The following is a 13908-nucleotide window of genomic DNA, read 5'->3' on the forward strand; positions in this document are numbered from 1 at the left end:
CGGGATAGGCTGGCTGGCAGGAAATGCTTACTCCGCATTCACCGCTTCATCCTCGAACTCCTCGATGCTGTCGTTGGAGCCGATCACCACCATGATATCCCCCTGATGCACATAATCATGTGCGGTCGGGGCTACGATGATGCCATCCTCGCGGTTCAGGGCAATGATGCTGCAGCCGTATTTGGCGCGGGTATTCAGCTCGGAGAGGCTTTTACCGTTCATGCAGGCGGGCACCGTCAGCTCAACGACCTTGTAATCCTTGGAAATCTCGATATAATCAAGCAGATTCGGCGTCACCAGCTGGTGAGCCACGCGGATACCCATATCACGCTCCGGGAAAATCACCCGGTCCACCCCCAGCTTCGACAGCGCGCGGCCGTGCAGAATGGAGATCGCTTTGCCGACCACCTGCTTGACGCCCAGCTCCTTCAGCAGAATCGCAGCCAGAATACTCCGCTCCATATTATCCCCGATCGCCACAATGCCGCAGTCGAAATTACGCACCCCGAGTGAGCGCATAATCCCTTCATCCGTAGCATCCGCCATGACCGCATGCGTCAGCCGGCCGCTCATTTCCTCCACCCGCTCCTCCTGGTGGTCAATGCCAAGCACCTCGTAGCCCATGGACATCAGCTCCAGCGCCAGACTTGAGCCGAAGCGGCCCAGGCCGATTACAACAAACTGCTGTGGTTTCATGACTTGATTCCCCTATCCAATTATCATTTTGCCTTCCGGATATTTATATAATGGTTTGCCCTGTCTCGGACCAAGCGCATACGCCAGCGTAAGCAGTCCTAGCCTTCCGGCGAACATGGTCAGGCAGATCAGGATCTTGCCGACCTGCGTCAGCTCCGGGGTCAAACCCAGACTTAGTCCGACATTGGCAAACGCCGAGATCGTCTCGAACAGAATCATCAGATACGGCAGCCCCTCTGTAGTCGAGAGCATCATTGAGACCGTCACGATCAGCAGCAGCGCCAGCAGCGTAATCGTCAGTGCCTTGAACACGCGCTCCTGAGCCAGCCGGTAACGGAAGAGCACGATGTCTTCGCGGCCGCGCAGCATGGAGATAACTGCACCGATCATCAGCGTGAAGGTCGTGGTCTTGATGCCGCCGCCGGTAGAGCCCGGGGATGCCCCGATGAACATCAGAATCACGATGAAGAACTGCGTGGCCTGACGCAGGCCCGTGATATCCAGGGTGTTGGCTCCTGCCGTACGCGGTGCCACGGATTGGAACAGGGAGGCCCACAGCTTGCTCCCGAGGTTCAGCGGTCCCAGGGTCCGCGAATTGGTGAACTCGAAGATGAAGATGACCACCATTCCGGTCACAATCAGTCCGGCCGTCATCGACAGCACCACCTTGCTGTGCAGCGACAGCCGCCGGGTGCGGCGGAAGTCGGCCAGATCGGAGATGACGATGAAGCCGATCCCCCCGGAGATGATCAGGAACATAACAACCAGGTTAATGACAGGGTCTCCGACATAGCTGATTAAGCTGTGATCATGCCCGCCGAACAGATCGAATCCGGCGTTATTAAACATCGACACCGCATGGAATACCCCGTAGTAGACTGCGCGGCCTAACGGCATATCTACCGCCCAGCGGATAGACAGGAGAAGCGCTCCCGCAGCTTCAATGACCAGAGAATAGAGCAGCACCTTGCGGATCAGCCGCACAATCCCTTCCATCGAGCTCTGATTCATGGCTTCCTGAAGAATCAGCCGGTCACGCAGGGAGATTCTGCGCCTGAGCACCAGGGCAAACAGCGTGGCCATGGTCATGAACCCGAGCCCGCCAATCTGGATCAGCACCAGAATGACCGCTTGTCCGAAGCCGGTAAGATGGGTCCCGGTATCCACTACAGCCAGACCGGTCACACAGGCGGCGGAGGTGGCCGTGAACAGCGCATCCATGAAGCGGAGCGGCTGACCGGGTACACTGGATACCGGAAGCATAAGCAGCAATGTGCCGATGAGGATGACCGCAGCGAAGCTCAGCACCAGGATTTGCGGAGGAGCCAGCTTCAGGAATCGGAAGCCGGTGATCTTGGAAGACGGTGACGCCAAACTTCTCATCCTTTCAGGGTTCCTTATTTAGAAGTTACGAATCAGTCAGTATCAGATAAGCATACAAAATTATATACGTTATTGCCTAACTTCACAAAGACTCATTTTGACAAGCAGATAAAATAACATGCCTTTAAGCATAAGCCTGGACTTTTCCACGTAAAAGGATAATAAGGCATTTCTTTGTACCTGCCTGGTAAGTAATACTATAATGGATGGATAAGAGTATTATATTTCAAGGAGGCGTTCCATGAATCCCGTCGGCCAGCCCCTGCACCAGCGGCCCCTTACTATCAAACTTATCCTTGCCGGAATTCTCGGACTCATTCTATTTGTCATGTTCCAGATCGCTCCCCAGCTCATCTCCAGTTCAGATGGGGATACAACCATTCTCAGCAAAAGTGAAATCCGGGAGAAAGCCGCCGCGTTTGCCGCCGGGCAGCTCGGCTACGAAGCCGCAGCCGGAGATGAATGGGTGATCCTGTACAAGACGGACTCTTCCTTCTACGGCTATATGTCCCGTGAGAAGCTGCTCCCGGACTATTCCAAGAATAAGCTGGATCAACGCTATCCATTCGATGTGTACCATGCGGTGCTCTATACGTCCGGAGAGGCTGCAGCCCGGCTGGCAGTCGACCTCAATATGTATAACGGCGAGCCCGTGGCTTTTGCCGTTGGTGCCGATGCCGATGCAGCGGCCGGACTGAATTACGGCGAGCGGCCCGCAGCAGCAACCAAACGTACCGGTACTGCCAATCCTGCAAGCAGCCTACCGGATCTGAGCCTGGAGGCAAAAGAGAGGCTCGCACTTCCCTGGCTGAAGCTCTGGGGGGCCAATCCCGCCAAGCTGAAGATTGAGGCTAACCTTGATGGCTACGGGCTTGTCTATTCCGACAGCTCCGTCACCATAGGTGAATTACCGCTTAGATACCAATTCAATTATCTGAACGGCGAGGTCTCGTACTTCCGCGCCGGATTCTCGGCCCCTGCCTGGCATGATGCCTACGTGGATGGTCAAACTTCGCTGGCCAAGAAGCTAACTTTGTTCGGATACGGTCTGCCGACCCTGCTGCTGGGCCTCCTGGCACTGATCTACGGCATTCTGCGCAGGAAGCATACTTCCTGGAAGCGCGGAATCTTCCTGAGCTCCGTCCATTTCCTGATCATGATGGTCAGCAGCTACAATGTGGTGTCTGAATCCGGCAGCGGCAGCGCTGAGGCAAGAGTTACAGCCGTAGTCATGTTCGTCATCTACGTACTGTACAGTCTGCTGATGTCGCTCCTGCTCTATTTCTCTCTGGTCGGAGGGGACGGCTTGTGGCGTTCCGAGGAGAAGCTGAATCCTTGGCCCCGGGCCTCCGAGCCCGGCTACGGCCACTATGTACTGAAGAGTATCCAGGCAGGTTATATCTGGGCCTTCATTCTGCTCGGCGTACAGACCGTCATGTTCATTATTCTGTCCTATACGCTGGATAACTGGTCCACCACTGACGCCAGCCAGTCGCCTTACAATATGAAATATGCCTGGCTGCTGCCGATTGTAGCCTGGCTGGCCGGCCTCTCGGAAGAGGCGGTCTACCGGCTGTTTGGTATCCGCATGCTGAAGAAGCTGGTTAAGAATACGCTCATTGCTTCGCTGATCACGACCCTGATCTGGGCGCTCGGACATACGCTCTACCCGATCTATCCGGTCATCTCACGGCCGATTGAGCTGACGGTGATCGGTCTGCTGTTCAGCTATATTTTCATCCGGTACGGTTTCATCGCGGTGATGTTCAGCCATGTGGTATTTGACAGCATCCTGATGGGGGCGACGCTGATCTTCATGAAGGATACGGTGAATATCGGAGCTGGTATCGTCACGATCGTTCTGCCGTTCATCGTAGGTTACCTGGTCTACCGCTTCAACCCTCCACGTAAGCCTGATCCGGCGGAGCCGGTCCGTATTCAATAAAAACATGCAGCGGCTGCGTCTCCTGATCCGGGATAGCGCAGCCGCTGCTGCTGTAAAGAGCTATAATTGCTGTGCCTCTTCCGGCACAGAATGATACAGACGATAAGGAAAGCGGAGCCGGATCAGCGTTCCTTCGCCAAGCGAGCTGTGAATTGACACACCATACGGTCTGCCGTACTGCAGCTTGATCCGCTGATCCACGTTGCGGATGCCGTAGCCGATGCCCTGACCCGCAGGCTCAAGGATCTGCCCGATCAGCTCCTCCTTCATCCCGAGCCCGTTATCCTCCACTTCAAAGACTACATCCCCCTCTTCCAGATAAGCACGGATCATCAGTGTAATTTCATCGTCATACCAAGCATGTTCTAAAGCATTCTCTACAAACGGCTGCAGAATAAATTTCACGCTCGCACTCTCTAGCACCTCTGGCGCAATAACATAGACTACATGGATACGGTCTGCATTCTTGATCCGCTGAATATCGAGATACGACTTTGCAATCTGCAGCTCCTGTTCCACGGGAATAATCATCTCACCCCGGTGCAGCGTCAGCCGGTAGAACCGGGCTAGCGAACGGATGACCTCATGCAGCTTATCAATCTCCCCCAGCTTGGCCATCCGGCTGATGGAAGAGAAGGTGTTATACAGAAAATGCGGGTTCATCTGGGAATGCAGCACCTGCAGCTCCGTCTCCTTTTTCTCCAGACTGACGACATAGACCTCATCAATTAACCGCTGAATCGTGGAAGCCATATCATTAAAAGCACTGCCGATCTCCGCAAACTCATCATTGCCCTTAACCGGCATCCGTTTGTGGAAGTCCCCTTCCTGAAAAGACTTCAGGGAAGCGACCAGCTTCTGGAAGCTCCGCGAGAAATACTGGGACATCGCCAGACTGATCAGAACAAGCAGTACCAGAGTGACCAGACAGATGCCGATGGTCACATTACGGACCTGCTGCGAATTCTTTTGCAGGGAAGCATAGGGAATCCAGGCTACTATACTGGCCGGCATATTCGTAACCGGCTGTTTAATCTGCATATAAGATTTGGGCTGCTTCATATAACCGGAAGCGGCTGAAGACAGCAGATCAGGAATAAGCCCGTTCCGGGAGCTGGTGAAAAGCAGGCGGTTGCCCTCATCCACAACGAACAGGATGCTGTCCTCGCCCAGTTGCCCCGAGACGGCATCCGAGAAGATGTACTTCATATTCGCTGTCATTTGGATCAGACCGTTCAGTTCCAGGGTATCGTAGTTGATCAAGGGCCGCAGGTAAGAGATGCTGCCATTCACATTGTCATTCCCCACCTGCCGCCACTCCCTTGAGCTGTAATGCAGATTGAGCCTTCTGTACCAGTCCTCCTCCTCAATGCGGTCCATGTGAAATAAAGAATACTTCCGGACATCACCTGCTGCATGATCGTTGTAATAGAATTCACCGACATCAGGATTGCTTACATACACGGCCAGCCCGACCTCCGGGTCCGGCAGATTGGCAGCATTCTTCAGGCTGGGCAGAATATACTGCGACATAATGCTGTATTTCTCCCAGCCGGAATGATAGCCTGCCAGATAACGCGCCAGGGTCTGGTCCGCGTACAGCTCATCGGTGCTGCGGACCATATCCTTCAGCCGGAAATCCACATTACTGGCTATTTGCTTGACGGCCACCTCCAGATTGCTTCTTGCATGCTCCTCCGTGGAGCGCACAGATGACAGGTAAGCATAGCTTCCAAGGGCAATAATCGGTGCCAGCACCAGCACCAGATAAGAAATAAGCAGCTTGTAGCTTAAAGGCATGTATAATGATTTCGCACGCTTCATCTGCATGGCGGATCAGCTCTGCTTTCTGTAATCGGCTGCGGTCATATGGAAATATTCCCGAAACTGCCTGCTGAAATAAGCGATATTCTTGTAGCCAACCCTATCAGCCACCTCATAGATTTTGTATTGGGGCTGATCAAGCAGAAGAATCGCCTTCTCCATCCGCAGCCGCACAAGATACTCATTGAAGCTCTCCCCGGTATGCTCTTTGAACAGCACTCCAAGATGATTCGGCGAATAAGCGAAATGGCCCGCCACCACCCGCAGGGTAAGATTCTCCGTCAGCCTCTCCCGGATATAGGCTTCAATGCTCTCCATCAGCCGGCGGTTCTTGTGCCGCTTCTTCATGAACAGCAGCTCGGAAATCTCAAATAGGGTACGCCGGAGCCAGCGTTTGATATCGTCAACGGTCTCCAGATGATGAATGGCGTCCAATTGCTGCAGACTCTCGTAGGTTTCGTTGAGTGTCCCCAGATACGCCTCCAGCCGGGTAACAATATGAATAGAGAAATGATAGACCTTCACCGGATGCTCGAACAGGGCAGCCATCTCAAATAACTCGTCGATACAGTCGCAAATATCTGCCAGCCTATAAGCAGCCATGGCCCCGAACATCCCCTCCAGGACCACGCTCAGCTCCTTGATATCCTGGATCATGCCCGGCTTGTTCATCACCGGCGGAATCACCCGGTTCTTGCCGATGAACATCTTGCCATTCATATAGGCCTTAGCCTGCGAAAAGGAGGCGGTCAGCTCTTCGAGAGACCACACCTCTGCTCCATAACTCACTGTGATCGTGTAATCCGTGTGCTCACGGACCTTCAGCACCAGCTGCTCCAGCCACTCTTCCAGCATCCGGCGCTGCCCGGTATAGGCGAAACCGAGCTGTGAACGGTTCAGCCGGCACCATTTCCCGGCAGCAGAGATGCTAATCTCTGACCCGATGTATTGAAACAGCCTGTCCAGACCGGCATAGACATCCTCCGGCTGCTCCTGCACCCGCATCAGAACATCATCGGCTTCAATCAGCACGGCAGAGGCACTGGTGAAGGCCAAATCCAGCGGATACCGGGCCAGGAATGCGCCCAGCGTAGCCCCGTCAATACTGCCTTCCAGCAGATGCTGCAGCACATCATTCTTGATGAAATCGAAGGAAGCGATCATGCCGCCATCTTCTGGAACTCTGCTCCGTTCAAGCTTCAGCTCGGCGGTAGCTGTGCGCAGCACACTGATCAGCTCCTCATCATCAACCGGCTTAAGAATGTATGCATGGGCCTTCAAATCTAGCGCCTGCTTCGCATAATGAAATTCCTGGTATCCGCTGATGAACACAATTTTGAGCCCCGGATTCAGCTCCAGCGCCACGCGGGACAGCTCCATACCGGAAACCGCCGGCATCTTGATATCCGTAATCAGCAGATCAATCTCATGATTCTCGATATATTGGAGAGCGGCCAGCGGATTGCTCTCGCTGCAGGCCACCTCAATCCCAAGCTCACTCCAGGGAATCAGGCAGCGCAGCCCCTCCAAGTCATAATTCTCATCATCCACCAAGACAGCTCTGTACATCGCAATCAGCGCTCCTTCATGCGGAAAAGAGGGTACATGACGTATCCCTCTTCTCTCCAAACGTTTATTGTTCCGGTGAATAATCCCTTATCTTCTTAAGATTGCCCCGCCACACTTCAGTCTTCCAGGCAAGCAGCCTGTCATACCCTATGTCCGTCGCTTCCTTGTCTGCTTCCTTCAGCAGCTCCAGAAGCTCTTCATCACTTGCCGCAAAAATCATCCGGGGAATCACCTGCGCATATTGATCCCTCAGCCTTTGCAGGATAAGCCCCTCTTCCGAGGCGGGCGCCGGATCGAGATTGGAGAATTCGGTAAGGTTCATCGAAGTCCGGAACGTTATATTCGCTTGTCCAAGGGTGGTCCAGTCCCGGGCCCCGGCAGGCAGCAGCTTCTCGCGTCTTGCTTTGGCAGCATCAATATAAGAGGTATTGCCGTACCAGTTGAATTCTCCGATCTTCAGATCATCATACCTCTTCAAATCACGTCCAATATAGGCATCATTTGGAATGGGGATTTCATCCTTCACTGTATCATAAAACAATCCCTCCGGCCCGAAGAAAAGAATACGCTGTCCCTCGGGACTCGTCGCCCAATTCATATAGGAGAAGGTGGCTTCCGGATCGCTGGCTGAGGTTGTAATCACATTGACATTCCAGCCCAGCGTATTGTACCCGGAGGGGTAGACCTTACCTGGATCGACGCCTTCCCGGTGCACCGGCCAGATGAGCTCATAGCCGTCCAGCGGGTCCTTGGCAGAGAGCTGATTATTGGCTTCCCGGCCGATCCCTTCCACGACAGCGTCATAAGCGCCAAATACGGCAATCCGGCCGCTCTTGAGCTTCTCCAGCACCTGATCCCGTGTCCCGGTCAACAGATCCGGAGAGGTCAGCCCCTGACGGACCAGCCGTCCTGCCAGCAGCAGCGTCTCCCGGAACGCCGGGTCCCGGTACACAGAAGTCAACCGTGAGCCGGCGGGCACACCGAAGATCTGGCCTGAACCGGGAGCGATGAAAGTGGGCGTCCGGTTCTCCGCCGCCCCGCTGTAGAGCATACCTATCATCTGTATGTCCACGCTGTCACGAGTCTCCCCGAAATCGATCGGCACAACATCCGGGTAATTCTTCTGCACTTGCTTCAGATACGCTTCGAGATCGTCCCAGGTCTCAAGCCGGGGGGAGCCAAGTGCGCGGTGTATCTTCTTCTCCACCAGGTAACCCGCATTGCCGCTGCCGCCGCTGCCGTTAATATACCAGTTCGGAATCTGGTACAGCCTGCCGTCTTCACTGCGCAGCATGTTCAGCGTATCCTCGCCGATCATTCGGGCAAATTCAGGATAGCTCTCCAGATAAGGGTCCAGCGCCACCAGCTTGCCTGCCTTTTGCAGCCGTTCCACATCTTTGCCGCGATCCATAACCAGTACATCGGGAAGCTGATCCGAGACAATCATCGCGTTCAGCTTCTGGGCGGCAGCCCCGCCTGAGGGTACCGGTAGAAGTGTAACCTTCAGATGATCGGTGATCCAGCGGCTGTGCGGGCTGCTCTTCCAGTCCGGCGCCGTATACCAGTCATAGTTCACAAAGGCGGTGAACCGGACCGGCTTCACCTTGGCAGCCAGCTCCGAGAGGGGGGCGGCTGGAGGATGGCCCGCAGGCAGCGTATTGCCGGAACCGCTGCTGTCTGCGGCATCACTGGGGTTAGCGGTATCCGCTTTACCGGTGCCGGTGGTACTGGCATTAACGGTGCTGCTTACCGTATGGGGAGCGGCCTCCGGGTGTCTGTCTGAGCAGGCACTCAGGCTGCACAGAACCAGTAAGATCAGCAAAGTCACTGCCCTGTTCATTAATAGACTGACATTTCCCATAAAGAATAACCGTATTGTGTGCCGCGCTCCGTCCCGTTCACCTTCACATACCGCGCGCTGACCGGAGTGAAGCTAATATCGTCGACGTCCCCGTCCCCGCTTGTTGTGGAATACGCCGTTGTCCAGTTCGTACCGTCTGCAGACGTCTCGATCGTGTAGGCTTTGGCGTATGCCCCCTCCCAGTTCAGCAGGACACGGCTGACCGTCTGGGCAGAGCCCAGATCCACCTGAATCCACTGCGGATCACTGAAGTCCGATTCCCAGCGGGTACCCGCATTTCCGTCCACAGCGAGGGCAGCGGGCTGCTTCGGATTCTCTGAAGCGGTAACCGCCTTGTTCCGCGCAAGATTCACAGACGGTGTTGTTCCGCCAGTGATCACTTGCTGCACCGAAGTATCGGTATATCCGCCTGCGGTTACTGTAACCGTGTAAGTCTTCGCTGTGGGGAACAGCGCAGTGTTCAGTGTGATTTTACCGGCTGCCACGGTATAATTTGCTGCCGTTACTGTCACTCCATCCACCTTCACCGCAGTGATTGCATTTCTCCAGGCCGCATTCTCCGTGAACGTCAGCTCAATCGGCTGACCAGCTGCGTTCCCGGTGGTATCGGCTGCAAGGGCAGGTGGAGTAAACGTTGCCCCGCTGCTGCCGTACACTTCCAGTTCCCATAAAGAATACCCGTACTGCGTGCCTCGCTCTGTGCCGCTCACCTTCACATACCGCGCGGTAACCGGAGTGAAGCTAATGTCATTGATGGCCCCGTCTCCGGTTGTTGTAGAATACACCGTTGCCCAGTTCGTACCGTCTGCTGATGTCTCGATTGCGTAGGTTTTGGCGTATGCTCCCTCCCAATTCAGCAGGACACGGCTGACCGTCTGGGCAGAGCCCAGATCCACCTGAATCCACTGCGGATCACTGAAGTCCGACTCCCAGCGGGTGCCCGCATTTCCGTCCACAGCGCCGGCAGCAGGCTGCTTCGGATTCTCCGAAGCGGTAACCGCCTTATTCAGAGCCAGGTTCCCTGCCGGCTGAGTTCCGCCAGTGATCACCTGCTGCACCGAAGTATCGGTATATCCGCCTGCGGTTACTGTAACCGTGTAAGTCTTCGCTGCGGGGAACAGCGCGGTGTTCAGTGTGATTTTACCGGCTGCTATGGTATAATTCGCCGCTGCCGCTACAGTTCCATCCACCTTCACCGCAGTGACTGCATTTCTCCAGGCCGCATTCTCCGTGAACGTCAGCTCAATCGGCTGACCGGCTGCGTTCCCGGTGGTATCGGCTGTCAGGGCAGGCGGAGTAAGCAGCGTATCCGTGGTCACCTTCGTCGGATCCACCTTCACCAGCTTCCCGGGTGGAACCAAAGCTGAGCCTGTAACCCCTCCGCTATTGCGGAACGTAACGGTTATGGCCGCTTTCGTCGGATTCCAGACCAGCGCGCGGTAGGCCGAGCCTTTTTTATACACCGTTGCACTGTATCCATTCTCCGCCCAAATGTCCTTGGTGCGTGATCCGAGTGTTTCCATATTGTGCACGAACCAGTACGTGTTGAACAATTCGTTCTGCTGCGGCAGTGCCGGATTCCATTTATTCAGCACAGCCTGCGGATCGCTCAGTGCCTGAATCGGCCAGACAATATGGTACCAGTCCGGTTCCGGCCCGCCGTTATCGGCCACAAAGCCATTGTATAATCCGGCCACCTTGGCCGTATCGAATCCGTAGCTGGTCAAATATTCTGCTGTAGGCAGCCAGTGAATGCCATAGACATACACCGGATTCCCGTTGAAAAAGGTGCCGAAGAAATTCGAGCTTCCGTAGATCTGCCCTACTGTTTTATGCGTATAGCCCGGCAGCCAGTTATCCTGGTCATAGTTGAACCAGTATTGCTGCACTGCTCTAAGCTCCGTCGTGAAGCCCATAATGGACGCATCCCTGAAAGCCGTGTTGCCGGTCAGTGTGCTCCACATATATTGGCCGACCCAGCCGAACAGCGATTCTCCGGCTGCTTCCTGGTTATTGCCGCTGTCATTGTCGGCATAACCGCCGGCCCATGAATGGCCTTCATACAGGTCGAAGTTACGGAAGTAAGGATACTTCGGATCGGTCTTCGACGGATTGGCATAATCCCGGATCAGTTCATCGACCATCCCGCTGAATTTGTTCCTGAAGTCGGTATCATAGGTGGCAAGCACAGCGGAAGCAAAGACATAATATCCGTATGTGAAATGATGGTCCGTGATGCCGGAGTTCGCGCCGAACTCACTGTTTTTATAAATCAATGTTCCCCAGTCGGAGTTGTAGTCAAAATAATAATCGGTTTCCCCCGAGGTGTACGTATACCAGTCTGTAAGCACCATCTTCATCCGGGACAGGAATAGATTCTTGTAGCTCTCATTGCCGATCTGATCGGCGATCAGCACGCCCATAGCCAGCGGATGCAGCTTCTTGCCCTGCCAGTACGCATCGGCCTGCATCAGATTGGTGGCGGTGTCCGTATCGAGCAGCGCCAGATAATTAAGCAGATCCTGACGGGAATAGGTGGAATCTCCCGGCTCGGTGAACTGTGGCACAATGCCGTAGAATTTATCGGTGGTGGCGAACGAATTCCCTTCCGTCACCTTCATCGTTCCACGGATGGACGGGAAGGAGACAGCAGTCAGCGGTGTTGTGGTAACCTTCCACTGGTGGGGAAGCTGGGCCATCAGCGTGGTATTCGGGAAGCCTGAACGCTTAAGCTCTGTTACTGCATTGAAGGTGGTCGTGACACCCGAGGTCGTCTCGTTGAAGGTATAGGCCACCTTCGTGTCTGTCACGAAGGCATACCCGTGCTGGTAGAAATAATTCAGATTGGACGGTGCCGGAAGAGCGGACAAGCTCAGGTAGTTCTGGCCTCCGCCGAGCTGGATTTTGAGCTTGGCGCCGACCCGCTTGAAGGTTGTACCGGCCGGAGCATACAGCCCATAGTGTCTAGTCACCATTTCAGGTGTTGGCGCCCCATTGGTATTGGTGACCGCAATGCCGATATGGTCTGCAGTCACTGTGGCTCCGTCTGCGGCGAGAATCGTAGTATTGCTGCCGTCGAAGAAACGGGCCCCGGCCGGCAGATACACCTCAGGACTGGACGGATCGCTGAATTGCGAATAAAGATAAGGCGAGCCTTTGACGAACGTTGTCTTCAGCTTCTCAGCAGCGCCATCGCTTAATACGGCAGTCGCCGACCAGTCGCCGTAACCGGTAATCCGGTTCGACATTCCCGAAGTATTAATGTTGCTGGCCATCAGGAACAGGTCCGGGCTTCCCGCAGCTTCCTGTGCCTTGCCGTCAGCGCTTAAATAGCCTGCGCCCGGATTCAGAATGCTTAGACCCTGCTTAGTATACTTTGATTTGAGCGGAAGGGTGATAATGCCGTTGCCGAGCTGATTGATCATAATGGACTGCCACCAGTCATTGGAAGGCAGCGGCGCAGTCAGTGCATCCGATTTATACAGCGGATATTTGGGCTGAGGAACCGAGAGGTCATTCGCCGCATGGCTGCCTTGGCCTACGGGCACTGTGGTCAGCTGCGGCAAGGCCGGAATGTTATAGACCGGCTTCGGATCCCCTGCCACATAATCATAGGCCTGGAATTCAAAAATCGAATAACCAAAGGAGGTCGCTCTGCTGATGCCCTTCATCCGCAGGTAACGGCCGCTGGCATAGACGGGAAGATTAAGGGTGCCGCCGTCGCCGTGAAGCTCCCGGTATACTGTAGTCCATGAGCTTCCGTTATCCGAAACCTGAATATCATAGATCCGGCCGGCGGCTGCCTCCCAGTTGATGATCACCCGGCCCAGCGTGCGTATGCTGCCAAGGTCAACGCTCAGCCATTCATTATCGGTAGCATTGGAAGACCAGCGTGTGTTCAGGTTGCCGTCCACCGCCAGCTCCGGCAGGGTAGAGCCGACAGGCAGATAATCGGCCACCTGATAGGATGAAGCCGTCACGGGCTTGTTCAAGGCCACATTCGGCCCTAGAACCACCGGAGGAGGATTAACACCGCCAGTGCCGTATACCTCGAACTCATAGAGGGAGATGCCGTATTGCGTCAGGTTCCGCTCAGTGGCGAATACCCGTACATACCGGCCAGTGCCACTGAGCGTGAGCTCATCTACACCGCCATCACCTGTAGTTGTGGAGTAGACATCACTCCAGTTCAATTCGTCAGGGGATACCTGGATTTTGTAAGCTTTGGCGTAAGCTCCTTCCCAGCGGAGCACCACGCGGTCTATGGCCGCATTTGCCCCGAGATCAACATAAATCCAGTTCGGGTCCTTTCCCCATGAGCTGCTCCACCGGGAACCCGTATTGCCGTCCACCGCCAGATCCGGGGTGTTATTGCCCTCGGTGCCCGAGGCATACGCCGGCCGCTCTTTGGAGAGCAGATATGAGTCCGCCGCATGAGCCCGCCCGGGCGGAAGCGTGAGTACGAGACTCAGCAGCATGATGATGCTCAGACAAAGAGCGGTCCCGTTCATCCCCTTCTTGCGTCTTACTCTTTTTGAATATGCCATTCCTTCATCCTCCTCTTTACGATTGGATTGCAGCTTCCCCCTTACCCTGATTCTGGAAGTCTGCATCTTTCATTCAAACGCTT

At 54.9% G+C, this 13908-nt stretch carries 7 protein-coding genes; 1 reads left to right on the top strand and 6 read right to left on the bottom strand.

Annotated features, from left to right (window positions below; all coding sequences use genetic code 11):
• Positions 1-27 precede the first annotated feature (27 nt).
• The gene (locus tag NSS83_RS13220) at positions 28-696 is read right to left on the bottom strand and encodes a TrkA family potassium uptake protein (RefSeq protein WP_341184105.1); all 669 of its coding nucleotides are present in this window, start codon (positions 694-696) and stop codon (positions 28-30) included.
• A gap of 12 nt (positions 697-708) precedes the next feature.
• Positions 709-2079, bottom strand: a complete 1371-nt coding sequence (locus NSS83_RS13225) for a TrkH family potassium uptake protein (protein WP_341348391.1) — start codon at positions 2077-2079, stop codon at positions 709-711.
• Between the two features lie 241 nt (positions 2080-2320).
• Here NSS83_RS13225 and NSS83_RS13230 point away from each other — a divergent pair, with 241 nt between their 5' ends.
• Positions 2321-4024, top strand: a complete 1704-nt coding sequence (locus tag NSS83_RS13230) for a CPBP family intramembrane glutamic endopeptidase (RefSeq protein ID WP_341184103.1) — start codon at positions 2321-2323, stop codon at positions 4022-4024.
• Positions 4025-4084: 60 nt separating this feature from the next.
• On the opposite strand, the gene NSS83_RS13235 is transcribed toward NSS83_RS13230, so the two are convergent.
• From NSS83_RS13235 to NSS83_RS13250, 4 genes are all read right to left on the bottom strand, one after another.
• The gene (locus tag NSS83_RS13235) at positions 4085-5854 is read right to left on the bottom strand and encodes a histidine kinase (protein WP_341348392.1); all 1770 of its coding nucleotides are present in this window, start codon (positions 5852-5854) and stop codon (positions 4085-4087) included.
• A gap of 6 nt (positions 5855-5860) precedes the next feature.
• Complete coding sequence (locus NSS83_RS13240) at positions 5861-7417, bottom strand: helix-turn-helix domain-containing protein (protein ID WP_341184101.1); 1557 nt, start codon at positions 7415-7417, stop codon at positions 5861-5863.
• Positions 7418-7481: 64 nt separating this feature from the next.
• On the bottom strand, positions 7482-9245 hold the full coding sequence (locus NSS83_RS13245; RefSeq protein ID WP_341184100.1) for an extracellular solute-binding protein: 1764 nt from the start codon (positions 9243-9245) through the stop codon (positions 7482-7484).
• A gap of 11 nt (positions 9246-9256) precedes the next feature.
• On the bottom strand, positions 9257-13825 hold the full coding sequence (locus tag NSS83_RS13250; RefSeq protein WP_341348393.1) for a discoidin domain-containing protein: 4569 nt from the start codon (positions 13823-13825) through the stop codon (positions 9257-9259).
• Positions 13826-13908: the final 83 nt, after the last annotated feature.

Origin of the sequence: Paenibacillus sp. FSL H3-0469, assembly GCF_038051945.1 — a bacterium.
Classification (GTDB): Bacteria; Bacillota; Bacilli; order Paenibacillales; family Paenibacillaceae; genus Paenibacillus_AQ.

Bases quoted from the DNA above. Each gene is read 5' to 3' on its own strand.
- NSS83_RS13220 (WP_341184105.1), bottom strand. From the start codon at position 696: ATGAAACCACAGCAGTTTGTTGTAATCGGCCTGGGCCGCTTCGGCTCA.
- NSS83_RS13225 (WP_341348391.1), bottom strand. From the start codon at position 2,079: ATGAGAAGTTTGGCGTCACCGTCTTCCAAGATCACCGGCTTCCGATTC.
- NSS83_RS13230 (WP_341184103.1), top strand. From the start codon at position 2,321: ATGAATCCCGTCGGCCAGCCCCTGCACCAGCGGCCCCTTACTATCAAA.
- NSS83_RS13235 (WP_341348392.1), bottom strand. From the start codon at position 5,854: ATGCAGATGAAGCGTGCGAAATCATTATACATGCCTTTAAGCTACAAG.
- NSS83_RS13240 (WP_341184101.1), bottom strand. From the start codon at position 7,417: ATGTACAGAGCTGTCTTGGTGGATGATGAGAATTATGACTTGGAGGGG.
- NSS83_RS13250 (WP_341348393.1), bottom strand. From the start codon at position 13,825: ATGGCATATTCAAAAAGAGTAAGACGCAAGAAGGGGATGAACGGGACC.